Annotated in this window: 22 protein-coding genes and 1 pseudogene; 16 read left to right on the top strand and 7 right to left on the bottom strand. The window is 52.2% G+C overall.

Annotated features, from left to right (window positions below; translation table 11 throughout):
* The first annotated feature begins 427 nt into the window (after positions 1–427).
* Positions 428–1,540 carry a hypothetical protein gene (locus M3200_RS04765; RefSeq protein ID WP_287536504.1) on the top strand — a complete coding sequence of 371 codons (1,113 nt, stop codon included), beginning with the start codon at positions 428–430 and terminating at the stop codon, positions 1,538–1,540.
* Positions 1,541–1,623: 83 nt separating this feature from the next.
* On the opposite strand, the gene M3200_RS04760 is transcribed toward M3200_RS04765, so the two are convergent.
* The 5 genes from M3200_RS04760 to M3200_RS04740 all read right to left on the bottom strand — a co-directional run bounded on the left by M3200_RS04760 (position 1,624) and on the right by M3200_RS04740 (position 6,962).
* On the bottom strand, positions 1,624–2,793 hold the full coding sequence (locus tag M3200_RS04760; RefSeq protein WP_022382403.1) for an aspartate aminotransferase family protein: 1,170 nt from the start codon (positions 2,791–2,793) through the stop codon (positions 1,624–1,626).
* Positions 2,794–2,819: 26 nt separating this feature from the next.
* Positions 2,820–3,677: an acetylglutamate kinase gene (gene argB / locus M3200_RS04755; protein WP_022382402.1), complete on the bottom strand. Its 858-nt coding sequence runs from the start codon at positions 3,675–3,677 to the stop codon at positions 2,820–2,822.
* A gap of 61 nt (positions 3,678–3,738) precedes the next feature.
* Complete coding sequence (gene argC, locus M3200_RS04750) at positions 3,739–4,713, bottom strand: N-acetyl-gamma-glutamyl-phosphate reductase (protein WP_022382401.1); 975 nt, start codon at positions 4,711–4,713, stop codon at positions 3,739–3,741.
* An 18-nt stretch (positions 4,714–4,731) separates the two neighbouring features.
* A complete protein-coding gene (gene argF, locus M3200_RS04745; RefSeq protein WP_022382400.1) occupies positions 4,732–5,745 on the bottom strand; it encodes an ornithine carbamoyltransferase in 1,014 nt (337 codons plus the stop codon).
* Between the two features lie 38 nt (positions 5,746–5,783).
* Positions 5,784–6,962 (bottom strand): M20 metallopeptidase family protein, encoded by a 1,179-nt coding sequence (locus M3200_RS04740; protein WP_022382399.1) that lies wholly within the window; start codon positions 6,960–6,962, stop codon positions 5,784–5,786.
* A gap of 284 nt (positions 6,963–7,246) precedes the next feature.
* Here M3200_RS04740 and M3200_RS04735 point away from each other — a divergent pair, with 284 nt between their 5' ends.
* The 3 genes from M3200_RS04735 (at position 7,247) to M3200_RS04725 (ending at position 11,795) form a co-directional block, all read left to right on the top strand.
* Positions 7,247–9,280 carry a TonB-dependent receptor plug domain-containing protein gene (locus tag M3200_RS04735; RefSeq protein ID WP_288178148.1) on the top strand — a complete coding sequence of 678 codons (2,034 nt, stop codon included), beginning with the start codon at positions 7,247–7,249 and terminating at the stop codon, positions 9,278–9,280.
* Positions 9,281–9,804: 524 nt separating this feature from the next.
* Positions 9,805–11,358, top strand: coding sequence for a degradosome RNA helicase CshA (gene cshA, locus M3200_RS04730; RefSeq protein WP_022382397.1), 1,554 nt, complete (start codon positions 9,805–9,807; stop codon positions 11,356–11,358).
* 155 nt (positions 11,359–11,513) lie between these two features.
* Positions 11,514–11,795 (top strand): glutaredoxin family protein, encoded by a 282-nt coding sequence (locus M3200_RS04725; protein ID WP_022382396.1) that lies wholly within the window; start codon positions 11,514–11,516, stop codon positions 11,793–11,795.
* Between the two features lie 271 nt (positions 11,796–12,066).
* On the opposite strand, the gene M3200_RS04720 is transcribed toward M3200_RS04725, so the two are convergent.
* The gene (locus tag M3200_RS04720) at positions 12,067–12,954 is read right to left on the bottom strand and encodes a LysR family transcriptional regulator (protein ID WP_022382394.1); all 888 of its coding nucleotides are present in this window, start codon (positions 12,952–12,954) and stop codon (positions 12,067–12,069) included.
* 140 nt (positions 12,955–13,094) lie between these two features.
* On the opposite strand from M3200_RS04720, the gene M3200_RS04715 reads away from it, so the two are divergent.
* Complete coding sequence (locus M3200_RS04715; RefSeq protein ID WP_022382393.1) at positions 13,095–14,189, top strand: alpha/beta hydrolase; 1,095 nt, start codon at positions 13,095–13,097, stop codon at positions 14,187–14,189.
* A 90-nt stretch (positions 14,190–14,279) separates the two neighbouring features.
* Here the strand turns inward: M3200_RS04715 and nadE are convergent, their stop codons facing one another.
* Entirely contained in the window at positions 14,280–16,148 is a 1,869-nt protein-coding gene (gene nadE / locus M3200_RS04710; protein WP_022382392.1) for an NAD(+) synthase, read from the bottom strand.
* Positions 16,149–16,295: 147 nt separating this feature from the next.
* Here nadE and M3200_RS09510 point away from each other — a divergent pair, with 147 nt between their 5' ends.
* The 11 genes and pseudogenes from M3200_RS09510 to M3200_RS04660 all read left to right on the top strand — a co-directional run.
* A complete protein-coding gene (locus tag M3200_RS09510) occupies positions 16,296–16,592 on the top strand; it encodes a TIGR01212 family radical SAM protein (protein ID WP_022382391.1) in 297 nt (98 codons plus the stop codon).
* Between the two features lie 18 nt (positions 16,593–16,610).
* On the top strand, positions 16,611–17,243 hold the full coding sequence (gene mnmL, locus M3200_RS04705; protein ID WP_022382390.1) for a tRNA modification radical SAM protein MnmL/YtqA: 633 nt from the start codon (positions 16,611–16,613) through the stop codon (positions 17,241–17,243).
* A gap of 33 nt (positions 17,244–17,276) precedes the next feature.
* Entirely contained in the window at positions 17,277–18,296 is a 1,020-nt protein-coding gene (locus M3200_RS04700; RefSeq protein ID WP_022382389.1) for a PhoH family protein, read from the top strand.
* 15 nt (positions 18,297–18,311) lie between these two features.
* The gene (ybeY, locus tag M3200_RS04695) at positions 18,312–18,812 is read left to right on the top strand and encodes an rRNA maturation RNase YbeY (protein ID WP_022382388.1); all 501 of its coding nucleotides are present in this window, start codon (positions 18,312–18,314) and stop codon (positions 18,810–18,812) included.
* The gene (locus M3200_RS04690; RefSeq protein ID WP_022382387.1) at positions 18,793–19,224 is read left to right on the top strand and encodes a cytidine deaminase; all 432 of its coding nucleotides are present in this window, start codon (positions 18,793–18,795) and stop codon (positions 19,222–19,224) included. The genes ybeY and M3200_RS04690 overlap by 20 nt, the downstream gene beginning before the upstream one ends.
* Positions 19,221–20,126 (top strand): GTPase Era, encoded by a 906-nt coding sequence (gene era, locus M3200_RS04685; protein WP_022382386.1) that lies wholly within the window; start codon positions 19,221–19,223, stop codon positions 20,124–20,126. Before M3200_RS04690 ends, era begins: the two co-directional genes overlap by 4 nt.
* 61 nt (positions 20,127–20,187) lie before the next feature.
* Entirely contained in the window at positions 20,188–21,528 is a 1,341-nt protein-coding gene (locus M3200_RS04680) for a hemolysin family protein (protein WP_022382385.1), read from the top strand.
* The gene (locus tag M3200_RS04675) at positions 21,518–22,180 is read left to right on the top strand and encodes a recombination protein O N-terminal domain-containing protein (RefSeq protein WP_022382384.1); all 663 of its coding nucleotides are present in this window, start codon (positions 21,518–21,520) and stop codon (positions 22,178–22,180) included. Before M3200_RS04680 ends, M3200_RS04675 begins: the two co-directional genes overlap by 11 nt.
* A gap of 219 nt (positions 22,181–22,399) precedes the next feature.
* Entirely contained in the window at positions 22,400–23,662 is a 1,263-nt protein-coding gene (gene sstT, locus M3200_RS04670; RefSeq protein ID WP_022382383.1) for a serine/threonine transporter SstT, read from the top strand.
* 335 nt (positions 23,663–23,997) lie between these two features.
* A complete protein-coding gene (gene sstT, locus M3200_RS04665; protein WP_022382381.1) occupies positions 23,998–25,260 on the top strand; it encodes a serine/threonine transporter SstT in 1,263 nt (420 codons plus the stop codon).
* A 202-nt stretch (positions 25,261–25,462) separates the two neighbouring features.
* Positions 25,463–25,915: pseudogene (locus M3200_RS04660) on the top strand (LpxI family protein); the annotation flags it as partial.

Here is a 25,915-nt window from a genome sequence, read left to right as displayed (position 1 = left end):
TGTCTTTGATCACTGCCGCATAGGCAGCTTAGAAAACGTGAGATTTCCTTTTCTCCACGTGCGATTCAATCATTGCCGAGACAACAGAAAAACCATACAACCAGCCTGACGGCTGTACGAACTACAACTCATCCGACGGCTCCGCCGCCACCTTCCCTAAAGGGCAAGGTCAAAACCACTTAAACCTCGCTTCGCTCGAGAAAAACAGCACTGCCGCGCAGGCAGCTCATGTTTCTCTTTGAAAGGTTCACTTTGCTGAATCTTTTTTTTATTTCTTTTTTGACGTTTCTTCAAAAAAATCTTTTGTTAGGCTCTTGAAGTGGACAGGATTTGTCATTGTAAAAATTATACTGATAGTAGAGGGGAGAGTGGGTGTCTGGGATGCGGGAAGGCATCCCATAGATGTGTCTGCTGGAATGGAGTGAGCATGATGGATTCGGTGGGAAGGATTACTCTGGCTGCCAGGAAGGGGCGGGGGAAGGATGCGGCGAAGGAGGTTTATATCGCTGCGTTTCCGGTCCTTCGCGCGCGTTTCTTTGAACGGTGCAAGGCGGCGCATATGACAGGGAATGCTGTCATGAACAGGATGGCGGAGGAGTACTTGTCGGATCTTGCGGCCGGGCGGGACCGGTCGCGTGAGCTTTTGTCACTGGTGGAAGGAGTGAAGGAAAGGATGGAGCAGCAGGGGGCGTCGGGTTCGCTTTTGACGGAGCGTTTCATTGCGCGTGTGCCAGCTTCGGTGAAGGATCGTCTGGCAGAGAACTGCGAGCATTACGGATGCTCGGTGAATGCGATGCTGAATGCTTTCATGTGCTGGTATGCGGTGAAGGGGGAGACTCTTTCGAAGGATACGAAGGAAATCCGCGGAGTGGAAAAGGGTGTAGTCACGAGTTTCAAGACTTCGTATGCGCTGAAGAAGAAGTTCATGTACCTTTGCCGGGCCAATGGGAGCGATGCGCGCTCGACGATCCTTGCTTTCATCGACGAGTACGGGCGTCATCCGGAGATGGTGGAGTCTGGTCTGCCGGCTCTTTCTTTTGAAATCGTGAAGGACTGCGCGGCAAGGGTGGAGATGCCTGAGTCTTCTCGTGATCTTCTGAAGGAAACGTGCAGCCAGGCGGGATTTGCGGTATCGAATGTGCTGACGGCTTTTATGGCGCTTTATGTGGAGTGGTATGGGAAGGATCATCAGGAAATGATGAAAAAGCTGGACAGCGCTAAGAATCCGTCGTCTTCGGATACGTCGCAGATGACGTTCTTCATTCTGGAAAGGGACAAGGAGGAGTTCGGGCGGATCTGCAAGGCGATGGGAAGGTCGCAGCGGGAGGTCCTGAATGATCTGGCGGCGTCGTTCGTGAAGAAGGGAAATGCGGATGGATTCAGCCCCGTCGCCATGGGCAGGGAAGGCTCGGCGATGGCAGCATTCCGCATGAATAAGGAGCTCAAGCGTGATTTCAAGAAGGCATGCCTGGATCTTTACCTGACGCCGACGGCAGTCCTGAATCATCTGGTGAGAAGGTTCATAGCAGAACACAAGTAAACCTGTTTTCCCCTAAGCAAAAAGGCTGCGGCGAAATGTGCAATCATTTCGCCACAGTCTTTTTATTATTGTCATTATTGTCTTTAGTCTTCTGCGAGAACTTCTTTCATGATGGAGACTGCTTTTTCAAGGTCTTCTTCAGGAATGTTGAGCGCAGGGAGGAGACGGATTTTTTCTTTCGCTGTCAGTACGACGACACCTTTTTCAAGGAGTTTGGGAACGATAGTGGAAACGTCTTTTTCTGGCTCGATGCCCCACATGAGGCCCATGCCTGCTACGGATTTGACGCCTTTGGCACCTTCGAAGCTTTCTTTGATGAATTTGCCTTTTTCAGCGACGGAATCAAGGAGCTTGTCATCGATGTAATCAAGGATGGCGAGGGCGCCTGCGCAGACGATCGGGTTGCCGCCGAAGGTGGAGCCGTGGGTGCCGCTGGAGAGGACGTCCTTTGTCTTTTCGCCGAAGAGGGTAGCTCCGATCGGAAGGCCGCCGCCCAGGCCTTTGGCAGTGGAGATGATGTCCGGGGTGACGTCGTAGTTCATGTAGCCGTAGAGTTTTCCTGTACGGCCATTTCCTGTCTGTACTTCGTCGACGACGAGGAGGATGTCATGTTCCTTGGCATAAGCGCCGACGCCTTCGAAGAAGTCTTTATCGAGGGGATGGACGCCGCCTTCGCCCTGGATAGGTTCTACCATGACGGCGCAGATTTCCGGATGGGCTTCGCAGAGTTTGATGAAGGCATCGAGGTCATTAGCCGGTGTGTAGAGGAATCCTTCTGTCAGGGGGAAGAAGTTCTGATGGAATACGTCCTGGCCGGTTGCAGCGAGGGTGGTGATGGTACGGCCGTGGAAGCTGTTGATCAGGGTGACGATGGTGGTTCTGTCCTTGCCGTACTTGTCGATGGAGTATTTTCTGGCTCCCTTGATGGCGCATTCATTGGCTTCAGCGCCGGAGTTGGAGAAGAATACGTCCTTCATGCCTGTCTTTTCGCAGAGCGCCTGTGCCAGGTCTGTCTGGGGCATGGTGTAGAAAAGGTTGGATACATGGTTCAGGGTATGGAGCTGCTTGGTGACGGCTTCGATCCAGGGTTCATAGGAAATGCCGAGGACGTCGACGCCGATGCCGGTGCCCATGTCGATGTATTCTTTGCCTTTGTCGTCATAGAGGTGGGATCCTTCTCCCTTGACGAAGCATACGGGGTATCTGTTGTAAGTGTGGGTGATGTAGGTCTTGTCTTTTTCAAATGTATTCATGGGTCTGGCTCCTTTTCTGTATTCGATCAGGCGGAGAACATGGTTCCGAGTCCTTCGTCGGTTAAGAGTTCGATGAGGAGAGCGTGCGGGATCTCTCCATTGATGATGAAGACTTTCTTGACGCCGCCTTTGATGGCGTCGGTGCATCCGTCGACTTTGGGGATCATGCCGCCTGCGATGGTGCCGTCTTTCTTGAGGGCTTCCGTCTCTTCGACGGTGAGGGACTTGATGAGGCTGCAGGGGTTGTCCTTGTCCTTGAGGACGCCGTCGATGTTGCTCATGAAGACGAGACATTCGGCGTTCAGGGCAGCTGCGATTTCAGTGGCTGCTGTGTCGGCGTTGATATTGTGCGGCTGTCCTTTGTCGTCGATGCCGACGGAGGAAATGACGGGGATGTAGCCGCCTGCGAGGAGGTTGTCGATGATGCCTTTATTGACGGCGTCGATTTCTCCTACAAGGCCGAGGGCCGGGTCCTTGGTGTGGACGTGAATGAGGTTGCCGTCTATACCGCAGAGGCCGGCTGCCTTTCCGCCAAGGGCGGTGAGTTCAGCGACAAGGCCTTTATTGATCTTACCGGCAAGGACCATCTGCACGACTTCCATGGTGTCTTCGTTCGTGACTCGGAGGCCGTTCACGAAGTGGGACTCGATGTGGAGGGCATCCAGCATATGGTTGATATCAGGGCCGCCTCCATGGACGAGGATGACATTGACGCCGACGAGGCGGAGGAGAAGGATGTCCTGCATGACGGATTTCTTCAGTTCCGGATCGGTCATTGCATTTCCGCCGTACTTGGCAACGACGTATTTTCCTGCGTATTCTTTGATGTACGGGATCGCCTGGGTGAGGATCTCGGCGCGTACTGCATTAGTTGCCTGGTTCATGGTAAGTCTCCTTTTCGGGGTATAAAGAGGGCTCCCTCCTTATGGAAGGAGCCGCTTTTGCTTAGAGGACAAGGTCGGTCTCTGCCGGGAAGCCGAGCATGATGTTCATGCATTCGATGGCAGCTCCGGAAGCGCCTTTGCCGAGGTTGTCAAAAGAGGCGAGGACGAGAATGCGGTCGTCGTTTCCTGCGATGTAGATGGTGAGGCTGTCTTTGCCGGCATCCTTGTTCGCATTGAGGAAGAGGCCGTTCGTTTCGTCGGTGGTAAGGTCAGAAATTTTGACGATATTGGAACCTTTGTAGCAGCGTTTGTAGATTTCATGGAAATCGTCGATGTCGACGGATCCGGGAAGTCCGCAGGGGAGCTGCAGGAAATGGGTGTGGAAGCCGATGGTGACCTGCATGCCGGCCACATAGTCGGCTACGATTGGTGAAAAGATCGGTTCTTCGCAGAGTTTGCAGACTTTCATGATTTCCGGAAGGTGCTTGTGCTTCTGGGAGAGTCCGTACTGGCGGGGAGCCTTGAGTTCTTCTCTCATGTTTTCTTCGTAGTCCTTGATCATGGATTTGCCGCCGCCGCTGTATCCGGTGAGGGAGAAGCAGTGGAGGGGGTAATTGATCGGGAGGACGCCGGCTTTGACGAGCGGGTAGAGGATGGAAATGACGCCGGATGCGTGGCAGCCCGGGACTGCGACTTTATCCGCTTTGGCGATGGCGTCTTTCTGCTGCTCGGAAAGTTCAGGGAATCCGTAGACCCAGTCCTCTTTCGTCCGGTGGGCAGTGGAGGTGTCGAGGATGCGGATGCCTGTGCCTTCGGTGGCTTTGACGATTTCCCTGGATGCATCATCCGGAAGGCAGAGGAACATGATGTCGGCTTCCTTGGCAAAGGAAACGATGGTGTCGATGTCCTTTTTCTTGTCTTCGGGAAGGGAAAGAAGGTCGATGTCTTTTCTGCCGGACAGGCGGTCGTGCAGGCGGAGGCCCGTGGTTCCTGATTCTCCGACGATAAAGACTTTTGGCAGTGATTTCTGTGTCATGATACTCATCCTTCTTTCTTATTCATGAATGGGATACTCGGCAAATGAGGCGACCATCACGGCTTTGATGGTCGGGAGTCTGTTGGCGGCTTCCTGGAAGGCCAGAGAGAACGGCGCTTCGAAGACGTCGTCTGTGACTTCGATGCCGTCGAGGCCGAATCTTTCGTAGATGTCCTTGCCGACTTTTGTCTCGGTATTGTGGAAGGCCGGGAGGCAGTGGCAGAAGACGGTGTCCGGATTTCCGGTGTTCTTGATCATGTCCATCGTGATGCGGTATGGCATGAAGAGTTTGATGCGTTCGCCCCAGAGTTCGTAGGGGTCGCCCATGGTGACCCAGACTCCGGTGTAGATGACGTCGAGGCCTTTGACGCCTTCTACGGGATCGTCGGTGAAGGTGAAGGTCGCGCCAGTCTTCTCAGCGATTTTCTGGCATTTGGCGAGGAAATCGTCTTCAGGGAAGAACTGGGCGGGTCCGATGATGCGGAAGTCCATGCCTGCAAGGGCTGCGCCTGCCATGAGGGCGTGCGCCATATTGGACTGTCCGTGTCCGACGTAAGCGAAGGAGAGTTCATTCAGAGGTTTATTGAAATGTTCCTTCAGTGTCAGGAAATTGGCGAGGGTCTGTGTCGGGTGGTCGTAGTCGGTGAGGCCGTTCCAGACGGGAACGCCTGACTTGGCTGCGAGTTCTTCGACAGCGGACTGCTTGAAGCCTCTGTATTCGATTCCATCGAACATGGATGCGAGGACGCGGGCGGTGTCGGCAATGGATTCTTTCTTGCCGATCTGGCTGCCTGTCGGTCCGAGGTATGTGGTGAATGCGCGCTGGTCTCTGGCAGCGACTTCGAATGCACAGCGGGTTCGTGTGGAATCTTTTTCGAAGATGAGGGCAAAGTTCTTTCCCTTCAGTGTTTGGATTTCCTTGCCTTCTTTCTTGTCTTTCTTAAGAGCGGCTGCGAGGTCTAGGTAGTATGCGAATTCTTCGGGTGTGTAGTCGGTCATGCTCAGGAACGGTTTATTGAGTAAGCTTTTCATGATATACCTCTCAGAGGGAAATGTTCTTTCGAACGGAATTATTCTTTGGCTAAAGTTTCGAAACAGGCGCCTGCTTCCATGATGATGCCCAGTGGAAGGATGGATTCGTCTAGAGCGAAGCTTGCATTGTGCAGGGCAGGAGTTCCTTCCTTGCCGGTGCCGAGCCAGAGGAAGGCGCCGGGGAATTTTTCAAGGTAGTAGGAGAAGTCTTCTGCACACATGGACGGGAATTCCGGATGGGTGATGTGTTCCTTGCCGATGTAGGTCTTGGCAACTTCATCGAGGAAGTCAATCTTTTCCGGTGTATTGATCGTGGCGCTGTGGCCGCGTACGTAGTTCAGTTCGGAATGGGTGCCAAACGTGTAGTCGAGCCCTTTGAGGAGTTCTCCCAGACGCTGTTCCATCTTGTCGCGGAGGGCCGGGGTGTACGTACGGACGGTACCTTCGAGGTAAGCATCTTCGACGCCTACGTTGTAGCGGGTGCCTGCATTCATGAGGCCGATGGTGCATACGACATTTTCCATCGGGTTCATCTCACGGGAGATGAGTGTCTGCACGTCGATGATGAAGTGGGCAGCGGCTACGAGAGCATCCGTGCCATTGTGCGGCTGCGCTGCGTGGGTGGATTTCCCTTTGACGTGGACGTAGAAACGATCGGATGCTGCCATGAGATTTCCTTTTTTCAGTCCGACCTGCCCGACGGGAAGTTCAGGCCATACGTGGAGGCCGTAGATTTCTTCGATGTCATCGAGCTTGCCGGAAGCGGCGATGTGGCGTCCGCCCCCGATGGAAGCTTCTTCTTCAGCCGGCTGAAATACGAGCTTCACTGTGCCGTGGAGCTGGCTCTTCATGGACTGGAGGACAGCGGCAGCGCCGAGAAGGATGGACATGTGGCCGTCGTGGCCGCATGCGTGCATGACGCCTTTGTTTTTCGAAGCAAAGGGCAGGCCTGTCAATTCGGTGACGGGGAGGGCATCCATGTCGGCTCTGAGGGCTACGGTCTTGCCGGGAAGATCGCCTTTGATAGTCCCAAGGACTGCCGTCCCGAAGAAGCCTGTTTCGAAGGGGATGCCGAGTTCAGTGAGGACCTGCTGGATATAAAGGGAAGTCTCTTTTTCTTCTCCGGACACTTCAGGATATTCATGGAAGTGTCGTCTCCATCCCACCACCTTTGGCAGGATCTGCGATGTTTTTTCCTTGACTTCCTTTTCGTACATTCCGAGGGCCTCTTTTCTATGGCATAAATGCATGTTTATGCAATATTGCATAAACGATATTCGGCGGATATGTGGACTATTTCCATCAAATCTCAATTTTTGAAGAAATATAAAAATCCGCACGTTTTTGGATTGAAATAATAATACAACTTTTAGAATAAATATTCAATAAGTTACATAAATATTTTTTGAAAAATTTTTTGAGAGCGCATTCGGACCATGAAGTATAATAGAAAGGAATAAATACAGGCAGCCTGCCGGTCAGGCTCTGGCAAGGGGGGATCATGATGAATCAGCCGCGAGGCTCTATTAATAAGAAAAATATAATAAAGAAGGCAGTGCTTCTTTCCATGGGAGGGGCTCTCTTGATGCCTATTTCTTCCGGCGCAGAAGAGGTATATTCGCTTCCGGAGATGGTTGTGACGGCAGAAAAGATGCCAGTCGAATCGAAGAAGGAACCGCAGGCGGTCCAGGTCGTCGATCAGAAGGAAATCGAAAGCCTTGGCGCGGTGAATGCGACGCAGGCCCTGGAGCTTGTGACGGGAATCAACCTTTCAAGCGGGAAGGCCGGCAGCACGGCTTCCATGGGCGGCACGCAGGTGATGCTCCGCGGCATGAATACGAATCAGGTGCTGATCCTTGTTGACGGCAGGCGCATGGCGGATGAGGATACGAGCCAGACAAAGAATGCCTACCTTCTTTTAAGGATTCCTCTTTCCACGATCGACAAGATCGAAGTCGTGAGGGGTCCGTCGGGTGCGATGTACGGCTCAGACGGCATGGGCGGCGTCATCAATATCATCACGAAGAAGCCGGACAAGGAAGAAACGGTGCTCGGCTTCCACACGGGGGAGGCGGAGTGGGGCGAGGACCTCCGCTATACGACTGGGAAACTCGGCCGCTGGAATTCCTCCTTCCATTACAGCACGGCAAAGGTGCGCCCTCTTTCCTACAGGAACCAGGGGACGGATGAACGCGGCATCATAACGGACGGCTGGGATGTGCCGGGCTATGGCAGAAGACAGGAAATCGGGCTCGATACGGTCTATGATTTCGAGAACAGGAACGAGAACAAGGTGCGCTTCGGCGTGAATTACTTCGACGAATCGATGCTGACGCGCTTTGCTGACGGCGGCATGCAGATGGGCCGGCTGTACCTGCCGCTCCAGAAGGATGACAGGAGCCGCATCGACCGTCATGAGACGGACACGTTCCTAACGTATACAGGAAAGACGGACAGAAATGAATACGAAGGCAGCGTTTCCTACAGCCGCCTTACGAAGAATTCGAAGACGAGCAATGACCGTCCTGATTTTACGGGCATCCTTCCGCCATTCGTGAATTCCATGCTGGACACGTTGTACCCTGCCAGCGATTACGACAAGGCGGAGTACACGGAGTGGGCGCTTTCCGGAAAGGACACGATGACCTTTGACAAGCACCGCGTGACGTACGGCGGGGATTACCGCATGACGTCGTACACGGGGACGCGCCTCGGCGAAGGAAAGGAAGAAGAAGGGCACAGCATCGAGAATGCGGCGCTCTATGTGACGGATTTCTGGACGATGGGCGGGGGCGTGACGCTGACACCATCCTTCCGCATGGAGCATAACAACCGCTTCGGTGATTACGGCGTGCCAAGACTGGGCGCGACATGGGAGCTGGATCCCCATAACAGGATCAAGGCAGACTATGGCGCCGGATACCGCGCGCCGACAGTTTCGGAAATGTACCTCAATCTCAATCATTTCGCTTACCGCATTTACGGCAATCCCGATCTTTCTCCGGAGAAATCCCGCTCCCTCGATCTTTCATATGAATGGGAATTGGGAAATCTCAAGGGCAAGGTGACCTGGTTCAAGAACCGCGTGAAGAACCTGATCGACATCGTGCAGGTGAGCGATGCCGTCTACCATTATGAAAACGTGAACCGCGCCGACATCGAGGGCGTGGAGACAGAGCTTTCCGCGCCGATGGGAAGCCGCTGGAACTGGCGACTTTCGCATGTGTACCTCGATGCCGAGAACAAGACAGACGGCACGATGCTCGACAACCGCGCGCGCCATACGGTGACGGCCGCTCTTTTCTATGATGATCATGATGATTACGGCTGGTCGGGCGCCATCTGGGATACCTTCCAGGACCACTACCGCTTTGATGATGAAGCGTATACATTCCAGACGCTGAACACGTCCATCCGGAAACGCTGGGACGACTGGTCCATGACGGCGGGCGTCTATAACTGGTTCGACAAGAAAGTGGACGACCTTTACGTCCATGGAAGAGAATGGTTCACAGGCATGCAGGTCAGACTGTAAGCGGGGTATTATAAAGAGGCTATTATATAGAGAGCTGCGGGAATGCGATGCATTTCCTGCGGCTTTTTCTTTGCATGAATGCATTTCCTGAATGGGAAAGCGGCGGATACTCCCGTTTCGCTTCTATGACAATCTGTATGAAATGGAATAGTATTTTGGTAATTATGTGGTATCTCCAGCCATTTTCAAGAAATATTTCTGATTTTGAGGGATTATAGATAAAAGTGTACTCTTTTTCTAAAAAATATTGACTATTTTTGATATTTTCTGAAATATTTTACTTTTAATTGAAAAAGTGTGATATAATAACATCAATGAGCAGGCATGTACTAACGAGAACGGACAACCGAGAAACGTAAATCATGGGAGAGACGCTTGTAGTGTTCTCTTTTTTTAGTGCCCGGGAGCGGATGGATCCGCAGATACGAAGACCCGGAAGATGCAAAGATGCATAGATTGAGACGCCTGCCTTTTTTATTAGCGATGAGCGAATGCGTACCCATGGCGCACACAGGAGGAAACACATGTACGAAACTTTTGACGAATTAGGAATCCAGCCGGAAATTCTGCAGGCCGTAAAGGATATGGGGTTCGAGGAACCGACCCCGATCCAGAAGGTCTCCATTCCAGTAGCACTTTCCGGAAAGGATCTGATTGGTCAGGCACAGACAGGCACAGGCAAAACCGCAGCATTCGGTATCCCTGTACTGGAACGCATTGACACAACAAAGCCAGGTCCGCAGGCAGTCATCCTTTCGCCAACCAGAGAACTGGCTATCCAGTCCGCTGAAGAAATCAACCATCTTGCACAGTACCTGCCGATCCACGCACTGCCGATCTACGGCGGTCAGGATATTGAACGCCAGTTCAAGGCACTCCGCAAGAAACCAAACATCATCGTAGCTACCCCGGGCCGTCTGATGGACCATATGAAGCGCGGCACGATCGACCTCTCCAATGTACAGATTCTCGTCCTTGATGAAGGCGATGAAATGGTCGATATGGGATTCATCGACGACATCCGCACGATCCTTGCTGCTATTCCGGAAGAAAGACAGACCATGTTCTTCTCCGCTACCATGCCTGGACCGATCCGTGAACTCGCTGAAACATTCCTGAAGGACCCGGAAGTCGTCAAGATCAAGGCTGCTACCGTAACCATCGACCTGATCGAACAGGAATACATCGAACTGCCGGACCGTCAGAAATTTGACGCACTCTGCCGTCTGCTCGATATGCAGGATCCCGAACTGGCTATCGTATTCGTACGCACCAAGCGCCGCTGCGATGAAGTCACCGAAGCTCTGAAGAAGAGAGGCTACATGGCCGAAGGTCTTCACGGTGACCTGTCCCAGCAGAAGAGAGACACCGTCGTACGCCAGTTCAAGGAAGGCACCATTGATATCCTCGTTGCTACTGACGTCGCTGCCAGAGGCCTTGATATTTCCGGCGTCACACACGTTTACAACTTCGATATGCCGCAGGATCCGGAAATCTATGTACACCGCGTAGGCCGTACAGGCCGCGCAGGACAGACCGGTCTTGCTACGACATTCGTCATTTCCAGAGAAATGGGCCAGCTGCGTGACATCGAAAGAGTCATCCGCCGCCGCATTACCCGCCGCTCTGTACCGACACTGACCGAAGTCATGGAAGAAAACCAGAAGGCTGCCATTGAAAGCCTTTCCGAAGCAGCTCAGGCTGGCGGACTCGAACAGTTCCGCGAAAGCGCCGAAGAACTCCTGAATGACCAGGACTCCGTATCCCTCGTTGCAGCAGCTATCAAACTGCTGACCAAACAGCCGGACGTTACTCCGGTCAAGATCACGGAAGAAGCTCCGAACTTCAGAAGAAGAAGCGGCGGCGGACACCGTCGTTTCGAAGGCGGAAACCGCCCGAGAAGACACTTCGAAGGACGCGGCGACCGTGAAGGCCGCGGCGACAGAGAAGGACGCCGTTTCGAAGGAAAGCGCGGAGGCCGTCATTTCGAAGGCGGTCGCGGCAATCGTCCGAAAGGACCGAAGAGCCCGAGAGTGCAGGACTCCAATTTCAAATCATACTTCAAGAACTCTGACTGATTAGAGGGCTTGAATGAAAAGAGGCCGGGATTATTCCCGGTCTTTTGGATTTTCTGAAACAAGACTAAAAAGAATTTTTTCGATACTAGCAATTTCAGGGGAAACAGAGTATCTTAAATACAGGAATCCAAATTTCCAAGAAGGAGGAATGTTCCATGAAAAAAATTACCATGATCAAGATCCCAGGATGCCCGTACTGCGCAAAAGCGAAGAAGGCATTCGAGGAACTTTGCCAGAAACCGGAATATGCCAATGCAGAAGTAGAAGTGATCGATGAACAGCTGCAGCCGGAGCTCGTCACTCCATACAACGGCAAGTACTACTATGTACCGAGCCTCTTCATCGACGGGGAAAAGCTTTTCGAAGCCCAGCCCGGACAGGATTACGAGACAATCAAGGCAGCTGTAGAAAAAACCTTAAAAGCTGCTGCGGAATAAACGGTAGCAAAAAAGGTGCTGTGACAAAATGGTTTATCATTTTGCCACAGCACCTTTTTCTATTGGAATATTCCATTAAAGGATTATCTAACAAATGTATTTATTTGTTCTGTCTGAAAACCTAAAAACCTCGCTGCGCTCAAGAACTACTGTATTCCCCGGCTTCGCCGGGACCTTCTCCTTCGGAGCAAGGTTAACACCCTTAAACCTCGCTTCGCTCGAGAAAAGGAAAAGGCAGCGTTTTAACGAATTTTGTCACAGCCCCTTTTTATTATTCATTGACAGGTTCTTTTTCTGCATTTTCCCGAAGGATTTCCAGGAGGTCCCTCGCGGCGGGAGAGAAGATCTGGCGCTTTTTCCAGACGATGTACATGCGGTTGGAAAGGACGGGTGAAAGGGGACGGACGGCAAGGCCGTTTCCTGATTCGGCAAGTCCCGCGAAGGTGAGAAGGATGGCCATGTGATTTTTGACGAAGCGGGTGCCGTTGTAGAAAAGGTTCAGGTATCCGAAGATGGTCAGCTCATCGCGGCGGCTTCCGCACCAGCGCGGCAGGTCGGCGAGGAAGGACTGCTTGGACATAATAATGGGTTCATTTTTTATATAGTCAAAGGTAAGGCTCTTCTTGGCGGCTAGCGGCGAGTCCTCGGGAATGACGGCGCACCATGTATCGACGCCGGGAATCCGGATGGAGTCGTAGCGGTCAAGGTCCGGCGGTTCGACGATGATGGCAAAGTCGATGAGGCCCTGTTCCAGAATGCTTGTGACGATGGCTGTGTCTCCGCTTGTGATATGGCAGCGGAGGAAGGGGCGTTTCTTCTTGATTTTTTTGACGGCAAGGGCCAGGTGGTCGATCAGGACTGATTCAGCGCAGCCGATGCGGACGTCTCCTCCCAGGCTGTCAGAGAGCGCGCGGAATTCAGACAGCGTCTTATCCGTGAGGCCTATGATGTCAGCGGCTCTTCTTTCAAGGAGCTCGCCTTCTTCCGTCATGACAAGATTCCGTCCTTCCTTGCGGAAAAGTTTTCTTCCCAGCACTTCTTCCAGGGATTTCATCTGGACAGAGAGCGTTGGCTGTGAAATATGAAGCGATGAGGCCGCTTTTGTCATGCTGCCGAGCCGCGCGATTTCCAGAAAATTCCTGAGCAGTTCAATATCCATAGTCGTTCACTCCTTTCCTTCATTATAACTTAATCTATTAAGAAATCTAATAGATAACGATTATATATTAATATTAGTAATTTATTTAGATTGAAATTATACTATACATAGATTGAGTGATGCAGAAAGGAAGGATGGAAATGAAGAAGAAATGGGCGGCCATTGCCGCATTGAGCCTGCTCCTGGCTTTTGGCGGAACGACTGCGTTTGCTGCGGATATTCTGGCAGGTCAGGCAAGTACGATTACTGTACAGACATCGAAAGGAGATCAGCCATTGAAACTGACAAATGAATGGGACAAGGTATTCCCGAAGAGTGATTTAGTCGATCACCAGAAGGTGACATTCCATAACCGCTACGGCATTACACTTGCCGCAGATATGTATACACCGAAGAATGCAAAAGGAAAGCTTCCTGCCATCGCTGTTGCAGGACCGTTCGGTGCTGTGAAGGAACAGTCTTCCGGACTTTATGCACAGAAGCTGGCAGAAATGGGCTATCTGACGATTGCCTTCGATCCGTCCTTTACCGGTGAAAGCGGCGGCACGCCAAGAGACGTGGCATCCCCGGATATCAATACGGAAGATTTCTCTGCTGCCGTAGATTTCCTCTCCACAAGAGACAATGTCGATCCGAACCGCATCGGCATCCTCGGCATCTGCGGATGGGGCGGTATGGCTCTCAATGCAGCTGCCATGGATACAAGAATCAAGGCGACAGTCACTTCCACCATGTATGATATGTTCCGCGTCACGGCCAACGGATACTTTGACAAGATGACGCCGGATGACAGATATAAAATGAGGAAGGCTCTGAACGAACAGAGAACAGAAGACTACAAGAATGATACGTATGCCAAGGCCGGCGGTGTCGTCAATCCGCTTCCGGATGATGCGCCGTTCTTCGTGAAGGATTACCACGCTTACTACAAGACAAAGCGCGGCTATCATCCGCGTTCCGTCAATTCGAATGCAGGATGGAACAAGACATCAGCGCTCTCCTTTATGAACATGCCGCTTCTCTCCTACGCAGGGAAAATCAGAAGCGCTGTCCTCATCGTCCATGGCGACAAGGCGCATTCTTACTACTTCAGCCAGGATGCATTCAAGAAGCTGAAGGGGGACAATAAGAAATTCCTCTCCATTCCGGGCGCCGTTCACACGGACCTCTACGACCAGATGGATATCATCCCGTTCAAGGCCATTGATGAATTCTTCCAGGAATACCTGAAATAAGGTAAGGATAAAAGAAATAAAGAAATAAGGTAAAAAGAAGCTGTGATGAAATGTGCGATCATTCCATCACAGCTTCTTTTTATGAATTATTTAATCTGCCAGAAGTTTTTCCTTGAGGGAAAGGTAGGCGTCGGTGTAGTAGGGACGGAGCTGGGATTCCCTGAGGTCATAGCCGTACGGACGGCGGCTGACGGCAAGGAGCGGCGGCGTCTGGATGCGCTTGGCGACGGCGAATCCGGAGAAGAGGTTCCACCATTTCTCAAGGTCTTCAATGAAATCTTTGGCGGTCGGGAAAATGTTGGAGACGATGATGGAGCAGCCGATGAGATCTTCGAGATTTCCTTTGGCGTAAGCTTTGAGAATGTCTTCGGGGGTCTGCCTCTGCCATGGTTCGATGAAGCTTCTGAAGAGGTAGTCGTGGTATTCGTAAATCAAAGGATCGCCTTTTCCTTGTGTGACGTCCTGATTCTCGGAGAGTTCGGCGCTTGGCATGACGGTGAAGATGCCTTCGGGGATGACGGCTCTTCCATACCATGCATTGAGTTTTCTTCCCAGATCGTAAATCTGGTACTTCCAGAGGTCGGCCGTTGCGGCAAAGGCGCCGGCAAGGTCGCCGTAGAGGGTGCCGTAGCCGACGGTCGTTTCCGTCTTGTTGGCGTTGCAGGTGAAGATGCCGCCAAAGGCAGCGGAGAGTGCGGCGAGGATACGGCTGCTGCGGTCGCGTGCCTGCATATTTTCCTTCATGAAGCCGGTCAGGTGGACGGTGTCGTCAGGAAGGGGAAGGCCTTCGAGCGCATCGGCCGTCTCGTCGATGAAGTCTCCGATCGGTACCGTCAGGAGCTGGCAGCCAAGGTTCTTGGCAAGCTCGGCAGCAAGGCCTTTTGTGAGCTCGGAGTTGTAGCGCGTGGGCGTATTGACGAGAAGGATATTTTCGGCCGGAAGGATCGAGCGGTAAAGCGCTGCATTGACAGCAGAATCGATTCCGCCAGATACGCCGATGACGACCTTGCTTGCGCCGATCGCTTTCAGGAATTCGGATGTGCCGTAGCGGAAGGCAGGAAGGAGAAGATTTTCATCTGTCGGTTCCATTTCCGTTTCGGGTGCGAGCGTCAGGTTTTCCTGATTGAAGTAGAAGGTCGAGCGCTCGTCGGTGAAGGGATTGGCTTCCGCAATAAGCTGCCCGTCCTTGTCGTAAGCGGCTGTCATGCCGTCGTAGGTGTAGCAGTCTTTTCCGTTGTTCTCAAGGCCGCGCCTGTTCACATAGAGCATCGGGATGGAAAGGCGGGAGAGGGATTCAGAGAACATCCTGTGGCGCTTGCCGTCTTTTCCCATCGTGAAAGGGGAGGCGGAAAGGTTCAGGAACAGGGAAATGCCTTTTTCTGCGAGGATGGACATCGGGGAAATGCGGTAGTTTTCATCCCAGCTGTCTTCGCAGAGGACGATGCCGCAGCGGAGCTCTTCTTTTCCTGCAGGAAGGACGAAGGGGGCAAGGATATCTTCCGGACGTTTCCCTTCTTCGAGCGCCAGAGATTCCAGGGAGGTGAAGTAGCGGCGGTCGTCAAAGCAGCGGTAGTCGGGAAGGAGCGTCTTCACAGTGAAGGGAAGAGGGCTTCCTTCAGGATAAATGAAATGGCCGTTTGATGCGGCAAATGCGGCATTGTACTTTCTGGGACGGCCGTCGTCATTGATGAGGTCCCAGTCGACAGCAAGGCTTCCCCAGACGATCGTGAGGCCCTTGGAAAGGGCGGCGACTTTTTCGTTGGCGCGTTCGCATTCTTTCAGAAAAGCATTCTGATCCCAGAGGTCACCGATGAGGTAGCCCGTGAGGCACATTTCCGGAAGGACGAGGATATGGGCGCCCTCGGCCCTGGCAAGTGCAGCCTCTTTTTCAATCTGTTTCAGGTTTTTGCGGATGTGGCTCGGGACGGCGGCCAGCTGCGCGGTGCGTATTTTGATCATGTTGGCTTCCTTTGCATAAAAAGCCGGATGGGTATCCGGCGTAATCTTCTACTCCATTTTACAAAAGGCTTACCTCGATGTAAATGCATAATGGACAGGTTTGTTATATAATTAAATTGATTCATTATTTTTATTTACGGAGAATGCATGGAAAGATACAATACGTATTCAGATCATTTGAAAAAGAAGTATGGAGAGAAGGTCTACAAGATCCCGATCTCGCTGCCTGTCACCTGTCCGAACAGGGACGGCAGCCTGTCAAGCGAGCCGTGCATATTCTGCGGCTCCATCGGTGCGGATTATGAGACGAAGGCTGTCGGTCTTCCGATTACGCGCCAGCTCGACAGGAGCATTGCCCATGTGGGGCCCAAGTACAAGGCGAAGAAGTTCATCGCCTATTTCCTGAATTACACGAATACGTATGCGCCGCCGGAAGATTTTTGATCCTGGGTGGAAGAGGCGATGGCGCATCCTGACGTGGTAGGGGTCGACGTATCGACAAGGCCGGACTGCGTCAATGAAAGATACCTTGAAATTTTGAAGGAATCATCAGAGAAGTATGGCAAGGACGTGACGGTGGAGCTGGGGCTCCAGAGCTCGAATGCGCACACGCTCCTCAAGCTTGGCCGCTGCCACACGGCGGCTGAGTATGTCGATGCAGCGCTCCGCATCAGGCGCTACGGCTTCGATCAGTGCACGCATGTCATTGCCGATCTTCCCTGGGACGACCGGGTGGATGTCATCGAGACGGCGAAGCTCATTTCCGTCCTTCCTGTGACGGAGGTGAAGATCCACTCCCTTTACATCGTGAAGGGGACGGAGCTCGCGAGGATGTATGAGAGAGGAGAGGTCACGCTTTCCTCGATGGAAGAGTACATGGAAAGGGTCGCCCTTTTCCTGGCATATCTTCGGAAAGACATCGTTATCCAGCGGATCGTCGGAAGGGCGTCTGGCGGCAATACGCTTACGGTCAACGGCGGCTCTCCCTGGTGGGAGGTCAAGAGCCGGATCGACGAGCTTTTGGAAGAAAGAAATATCACGCAGGGCTGTCTTTGCGATTATATAGACGGAAAAGCTGTCCGGCACTTTTTATAATTTGGCATCATGGCTTATAGCCAGGGAGGTTGAATGGCCATTACGAAGGAAAGAACAGAAGAGATCGTTATTGGAGATCTGCAGGAAGCACAGCACCTTTTTGAAAGAGACAGCTCGTACCTCAAGATCATCGGGGAGCATTACGGCGCAGACATTTCCGGCCGCGGCAACATGATCCGCATCAAGGGCGAAGAGGAGGCTGTGGAGAACAGTCTTCACGTCATCGCGCGCATCCGCCACATGATTGCAAGCCGCATCCGCCTTGCGGAGCGTCAGGTACGCCTTGTGATGTCGCTCATCGATCAGGGGAAGGAAAATCTCCTGCAGGAAATGGAAGACGATATCATCAATTTCACGAAGAACGGCGCGCCGATCCGCCCAAGAACGCTGGGGCAGAAGCTCTATGTGGACACGATCCGCAGGAACTCCATCACGTTCGGCATCGGGCCTGCAGGTACGGGCAAGACGTACCTCGCCGTGGCACTGGCTGCTTTTGCTCTTCGGAATCATGACGTGCAGAGGATCATCCTCGTGCGTCCGGCAGTCGAAGCAGGGGAGAAACTTGGTTTCCTTCCGGGCGATATGCAGGAAAAGGTCAATCCCTACCTGCGTCCGCTCTTTGACGGCCTGATGGATATGTTCGGACCGGAGGAATTCACCCGCCTGCAGCAGAAGGGACAGATCGAAGTGGCGCCGCTTGCCTACATGCGCGGACGTACGCTGGAGAAGTCCTTCGTCATTCTCGATGAAGCGCAGAATACGACGGTCGAGCAGATCAAGATGTTCCTGACGCGCCTCGGCTTCCGCTCAAAGATGATCGTGAATGGCGACGTGACGCAGATCGACCTGCCGCCGAATGTCAGAAGCGGTCTCATCGATGCAGAGCGCGTGCTGAAGGACGTCAAGGATATAGGCCATGTCCATTTCAGCGAAGATGATGTCGTGCGCCATGATCTGGTCGCAGCGATCATCCATGCCTATGAAGAGGATGCCAGACACAGGAACAAGAACGGATCCCGTAAAGGGGAACGGAAAGAAAACAAGGAAGGCTGAACGGAGGAACCGGAGATGGAAATCACCATTAATTACAGCGATATGAAATTTTACAGCGAAGATCTGGAGAAACTGATCCGCATGGTACTGACGGAAGGCGCCAAACAGCAGAAGGTGGCAGAGGATGCTGAAATCAGCGTGCTCATCTGCGATGCAGACACGATCCATGAGCTGAACCGCGATTACAGGGATGTAGATGCGCCGACGGACGTCCTTTCCTTCGCACTGAATGAAGGCGAAGACGATGTGCCGGAAGAAGAAACGGAACTGGGCGACATCGTCATCAATCTTGACCGCGCCGTCAGCCAGGCTGAGGAATACGGCCACAGCCGCGACAGGGAAGTGGCATACCTTTCCGTGCACGGATTCCTCCATATCTTAGGCTACGATCATTATGATCCCGAGGAAAAGAAGGCCATGAGAAAGGCAGAGGAAGATATCCTTTCTGCCTGCGGACTTTCCCGCATCATGACAGAAGGAAAGCTGGAAGCAGAACATGCCGAAGGAAGAGATTAACGAAAAGACGGCCGAAAGGCTTCTCCTTGCCGCTAGGGAAGCAAGGAAGAACAGCTACTCGCCTTACTCCCTCTATCCGGTGGGAGCTGCCGTCCTGGCAGAAAGCGGCAAAGTCTATGCAGGATGCAATATGGAAAACGTATCGTATCCGGCCTCCCTCTGCGCTGAAAGAAATGCGATCGGAAGCGCAGTGGCAGCAGGCGAAAGGAAATTTCTTGCCATTGCCGTCATCGGAAGCCATGACAGTTATACGATGCCCTGCGGCGTCTGCCGCCAGGTCATTGCGGAATTCAAGATACCGCTCATCATAGCCGGCCGGTCGGAAAAGGATTACCGGACATTTACGCTTGAGGGAATCCTTCCCTATGCGTTTGAAGAAGATTCATTGAAGAAAGAACAGGAGAACCCATGACAGAAAATACAGGTTTCCGTTCGGGATTTGCAGCCCTCGTAGGCCGCCCGAACGTAGGAAAGTCCACGCTTTTGAACGCGCTTCTCGGCGAGAAGGTGTCCATTGTTTCCTCCCACGCCCAGACGACAAGAAATAAGATCACAGGCGTCTGGAACGGAGACAATGCGCAGGTCGTATTCCTGGATACCCCGGGCATGCACAAGCCGCAGAGCAAATTAGGAGAAGCCATCCGCCAGAGCACAATCGATGCCTTAGAAGAAGTCGATCTCATCGTCTTCCTCTGCGCCATCGACGATCCGGTCGGAGCCGGCGACAGATACATCCTCTCCCTTCTGGAGAACAGGAAGGTGCCGGTCATCCTCGTCCTTTCCAAGATTGACCTCATCCCGAAGGAACAGCTTCTCCTGAAGATTGCGCAGTACAGCCGTCTCTACGATTTCGCTGACATTGTCCCGATTTCCGCAAAGACAGGCGACAACCTTGACGAACTGATGAATACGATCAAAAAGTACCTGCCGGAAGGGCCGAAGTACTTCCCTGACGACATGGTCACTGACCAGCCGGAAAGGAATATCGCGCAGGAAGTCGTCCGCGAAAAGCTCCTCATCCGCACCAGGGATGAAGTGCCGCATGCGATCGGCGTTTATTCTGAAGAATTCCGCGAAGAGGAAGACGGACGCATTTACATCCGCTGCACGATCTACGTGGAACGCCCGACGCAGAAGGGTATCATCATCGGAAAGAACGGAAGCCTCCTGAAGGCGGCCAAGAAGGATGCGACAAGGGAACTGAAGAAGATCCTGGGCGCTCCGGTCGATCTCGACCTCTGGGTCAAGGTCAGCAAGGACTGGAAGAACAAGGATTACATCCTTCGCGAACTCGGCTACAAGGAACATAAGTAATAGTAATATATAAGGTAGGAAACCTTTTGTCATCAAGGGGGAATGACTTATTAGTACCAATGTGCAGTGGATAGGCATATTCCTGCTTATTGCACTGGCAGCGTCGTTTTTCAATTACAAAAGCACGCTGGTTAATTTTTCCTTTGCGCGCATGCGCAAGAAGTACATCGAGGACAATGATGAGCAGGATCCCGCGCTCATTGAGAAGGTAGCGCCGTACTACCAGCATACTTCGCAGGTGCTGGGCGGCACTCAGCTGTCCTTTGTCGTGTGCGGGGCTGTTTTCGGCGTGTCCATTTTCGGCATCGACGCAGCCATCTATGAAGAATTCATTGCGGCCCTTGGCGAAGATATGGCCTGGGCGGGGGTTCTGACGGCCATCATCTTCTCAGCGCTCGCATTGGCCGCCTACTGGATCGGGACAATCCTGATCCCGGGCTCGCATGCGCTTGTCGAACCGCTTCCGATTCTGGCGGGGCAGACATGGGTGATCAGCATGAACCGCCACCTCTTCCGTCCGATCGTCATGCCGGGGCTTTACCTGATCAAGAAGTTCTTCAAGTGGAGAAACATACCGCTTCAAAACGAAGTCAATTTCACGTATACAGAAGATGAAATCCGCTGCATCGTCGAGGAAAGCCACAGGAGCGGCAGGCTGAATGCCCTGGAGAACACGCTCATCAAGAATTCCTTCGATTTCTTCAATCTCATGGTCCGCGATGTCATGGTGCCTAGAAGCGATATGGTCGTCCTCAATTATGAAGATGAAATCGACGAAATGCGCCGCACGATTTCCAAGGCGCACCATACCTGCTATCCGGTCTGCATGGACGACAAGGACCACATCCTGGGATTCATCCATGTGAAGGATTTCCTGGAAAGCCTTCTTCATGGCGAATTCAATGTGAAGCGGATCATGAGGGATATCCTGATGGTTCCGGAAACGATGCCGGCGCCGACGCTTCTCCAGCTCATGAAGAATACAAGGACGTACCTGGCGGTCGTCGTCGATGAGTACGGCAGCACGTCGGGCCTTGCGACGCTTGAAGATCTGATCGAAGAGCTCGTGGGAGAAATCCCGCAGGGCGCTGACCAGGCTCCCTATGAGATCATCAGGAAGGGAGAAGGCGTCTACGAATTTGACGGCACGGTCATTCTGGAAGATGTCTCCGACAGGCTGGAAATCGATCTGGCAGAAGAAGACAAGAATGCAACGATCGGCGGCTTCGTATTCTCAAGGCTCGAACGCATCCCGAAAGTCGGGGACTCGATCGAGTTTGGCGGCTGGCGCTTCACGGTGCTGCGCGTGGCAGGTTTCCGCATCGTACGCCTGAAGGCAGAGAAGATTGCGCCGCCTGAAGGGGAAGCAGAAGAAGCTCCGGAGGAAAAACATGAGGCCTGAGATCCGCTCGATGGAAGGCATCGTCCTCCGCGCGGGAAAGGGACGCGAAGGGGGAAGGCTCGTTTCCGTCTTTACAAGGAAAATGGGATTTCTCCGCTTAGGCGTTTCGAGGCAGGCGCTTTCCCGCTACGGCACGGGGCTCATGCTTCCTTTTGCTCATATCCGGTTCACCGGCGCTTTCTATCCGGATTACAGCATTATGACGCAGTACGAAGGAGGCCTTCTCTTCGACATGATGGCGATTCCCTATGAAGAGATGAGCGAATGGTACTATGTCATCGAGCTTGCCTCGCTTCTTTTTCCGGAAGAAGAGGCGGATGAAGAGGCTTTTGATACGCTCCTTTCCGGAGGACGCGCGGCAAAGACAAGGAACAGAAGGGTGACGGCTTTCGTGACAGCAGTCAAGCTTCTTGCCATTGCAGGCTTTGATCCTGCGCAGGACGAACCGGCTGGCGAGCACCATCTTTCTTCCGGCGCACTTTCGCTTCTTTCTGCTTTCCGCGATTACAGATGGGAAAAGCCTTTTGAAGGGACAATTCCTGCCTCCCTTTTCAATGAAGCGGCCGAATACCTTGATCGTTTCATCACGGAATACTGCGGAATGACTCTTCATACCGCAGGTGCTTTTACGGATAAAAATACGAAATTCTGACAACTTTATCTGAGTCTGATGAGGGCTGTTTCCTTGGGAGACGGCCTTTTTTGATCGATAAAGGCTTGCTTTGCCTGAAAATGCATAGATAACTATTCAATTATGACCGTTTTTGCATATACGCATTTATAACTTGCAATATAACAAGGGTGCATATATACTAGTAGAAATAAATGGGAGAAATGGGAACTTTTTTTAATTAACAGAGGAGGAATCATATTGTTTAGCAGACTCCAGAGCACTCTTTCAAGAGTCGCACTCATCAAGCAGATTGCAGTCGGTCTTGTCATCGGAATCCTGATTGCAGTCTTCGCGCCGGGAGCTATTCCGGCCGTATCCATCCTCGGCGACCTGTTCGTCAAGGCATTAAAGGGCGTCGCTCCTGTTCTCGTTTTCTTCCTTGTCATGAACGCCATGGCACAGCGTAAGGAAAATGCAGAAGGAAGCATGAAGCCAGTCGTTATGTTGTACATCATTGGTACATTCTGTGCGTCTCTCGTAAGCGTTACAATGTCCTTCCTCTTCCCGACCACGCTGACTCTCCAGGTCGCTCCGGACACGCAGCTGGCTCCGCCAAGCGGCATCATCCAGGTCCTTCACAACCTGATCCTGTCCGTTGTCGATAACCCGGTCGCAGCGCTCATGAATGCAAACTACATCGGCATTCTTGCATGGGCTATCATTTTCGGCATTGCGCTGAAGAGCATGGGAAGCGGCACGACAAAGACCTGCCTCAATGATATTGCAGCAGCTATTACGAAAGTGGTTACCTGGGTCATCCACTTCGCACCGCTCGGCATCATGGGCCTTGTCGCTGAATCCGTCGGCACCGCAGGTCTTGGAGCACTCATCGGTTATGTACAGCTTCTGGGCGTACTCATCGGCTCCTACTTCATCGTAGCACTTGTCATGAACCCGGCTATCGTTTTTGCCCGTCTTCATGTGAATCCGTATCCGCTCGTTCTTACGACCCTTCGTGAAAGCGGCGTGTACGCATTCTTCACCAGATCTTCCGCAGCAAACATTCCTGTCAATCTGACACTTTGCCGCCGTCTTGGTCTCAATCCTGACCTGTTCACCATTTCCATCCCGCTTGGCGCTACCATCAACATGGCAGGCGCATCCATTACCATTTCCGTCCTGGCTCTGGCAGCTGCCAATACGCTGGGCATTAACGTGGATCTGCCGACAGCACTTCTTCTGTGCCTTGTCGCAACCGTCGGCGCTTGCGGCGCTTCCGGCGTAGCAGGGGGCTCGCTCCTTCTGATTCCGGTTGCCTGCGCATCTTTCGGTATCGGCAACGACATTTCCATGCAGGTCGTAGGCGTAGGCTTCATCATTTCTGTACTGGAAGATGCCTGCGAAACGGCTCTCAACAGCTCTTCCGACGTTCTCTTCACAGCTACGGCTGAATTTGCAGAACGCAGAAAAGAAGGAACCTTCCACAAGGAAGACATGGTTCCGCACGATGCTGCTGAATAAAATTTAAAAAAGAAGGCTGTGACAAAATGTACAAGCATTTTGCCGCAGTCTTTTTTATTGCAAAAGTGACTCCCTGTTTTAGCAATAAATGTACGCTTTTTGATATAAAAGGGAATATGGGAAAGGAAGGGGATGCTGGCGGCAGATACTGGGATTATTTGGCATCTGAGAAGATGAGAGAGCCTGAAACAGATAGAAAGGTGTTTAAGTGTTTCTGAATTTGCATTTTAGTATAAAAAGCTTGCATCATTGTATGCACTGAGTGTATACTAATGAAAATAAATGAGTAAAAGGAAATCATTTATTACTTTTTTATCAAATGGGAGGAATTACAATTGTTTAGCAGAATTCAGAGCACTCTTTCAAGAGTGGCACTCATCAAGCAGATCGCCGTCGGCCTTATCATCGGCGTTCTCATCGCCATCTTTGCGCCGGGAGCCATTCCGGCCGTATCCATTTTGGGCGACCTCTTCGTCAAAGCATTGAAAGGCATTGCGCCTGTTCTCGTTTTCTTCCTTGTCATGAACGCCATGGCACAGCGCAAGGAAAATGCAGAAGGCAGCATGAAGCCGATCATCGTTCTTTACGCAGTCAGCACATTCTGTGCTTCTCTTGTTGGTGTCGGGATGTCCTTCCTTTTCCCGACTTCTCTGGTTCTGCAGGTGGCTCCTGAAACAAAGCTGGCTCCGCCAAGCGGCATTGTCCAGGTCCTTCACAACCTGATCCTTTCTGTCGTCGATAACCCGGTCGCTGCCATCATGAATGCGAACTACATCGGGATCCTGGCATGGGCCATCATCTTCGGCATTGCAATGAAGAGCTGCGCAAGCGGCACGACAAAGACATGCCTCAATGATATTTCCGAAGCGATTACGAAAGTGGTCACCTGGGTCATCCACTGCGCTCCCTTCGGCATCATGGGCCTTGTCGCTGATTCCGTAGGAACTGCCGGCATCGGAGCTCTCCTCGGTTATGTACAGCTTCTTGCCGTACTGGTTGCTTCTTACTTCCTTGTTGCTCTTGTCATGAACCCGGCTATTGTTTTCTCCCGTATTCATATGAATCCGTATCCGCTCGTTTTTTCCACACTTCGTGAAAGCGGCGTGTATGCTTTCTTCACAAGATCCTCTGCGGCCAATATTCCGGTCAACCTGTCCCTGTGCCGCCGTCTCGGCCTCAACCCGGATCTTTTCACGATTTCCATTCCACTCGGCGCTACCATCAACATGGCAGGCGCATCCATCACGATTTCCGTCCTGTCCCTGGCAGCTGCCCACACACTGGGAATTGCCATCGACCTTCCGACGGCGTTCCTGCTCTGCATTGTCTCCACAATCGGCGCATGCGGAACATCCGGCGTAGCAGGGGGCTCGCTCCTTCTGATTCCGGTTGCCTGCGCATCGTTTGGTATCGGCAATGATATCTCGATGCAGGTCGTCGGCGTAGGCTTCATCATTTCCGTACTGGAAGATGCCTGCGAAACAGCACTCAACAGTTCTTCCGACGTTCTCTTCACCGCTACGGCTGAATTTGCAGAACGCAGGAAGGAAGGCATCCTCCGCAAGGAAGACCTCATTCCAAAGCACGATGAAGATTAATTTATGAAAGAGACTGCGAGAAATGCATGATCATTTCTCTGCAGTCTTTTTTGTTGGAATTGATGCCGGCATTTTCTTTTTAAAAATGGTATAATCTATCGTACGGCTTTTTCGGAATCTTTCCGAAAATCTCAACGCGTTTAATGATAAAAAACGCAAAAAATGGTAAAATAAAAAGAACTGTAATTTACCGGAGGATATTATGGAAAAGATCGGTCTTTTAGCCGGCGTCGGCACGCTTCCCGTCGAGTTTGCAGAAGCTGTCTGTTCGCAGGGTTATGAAGTCGTTTGCGTCGCGGTCATCCCCGGGATAGATCCGCGTCTGAAGGAAATCGCCAATGTCTATTACGACATCAGCGCCTTCAAACTGAATAAAATCATCAAGACGCTTGTGAAAGAAAATGTCAAGGAAGTCACCATGATCGGCAAAGTGACGAAGGAATGGCTCTACAAGGATCATGTCCTTCCCGATCTTCGCGCCATCAAGGTGCTGAACCGTTTAAGAAAGGCCAATTTCAAGGACGATACGATCACGCTGGCCATCGTGGAAGAGCTTGCCAAGGACGGGATTTCCGTTCTTGACCAGACAAAGTATCTGAAGCCCTTAATGCCCGGCCCGCAGGTCTTCACAAAGAAGAAACCGACGGAAGAGCAG

The organism is Dialister sp. CAG:357, from assembly GCF_000435155.1.
Taxonomy (GTDB): Bacteria; Bacillota; Negativicutes; order Veillonellales; family Dialisteraceae; genus Dialister; species Dialister hominis.
The sequence above is the reverse complement of the archived record's forward strand: the minus strand, read 5'-3'. Positions and strand labels throughout refer to the sequence as shown.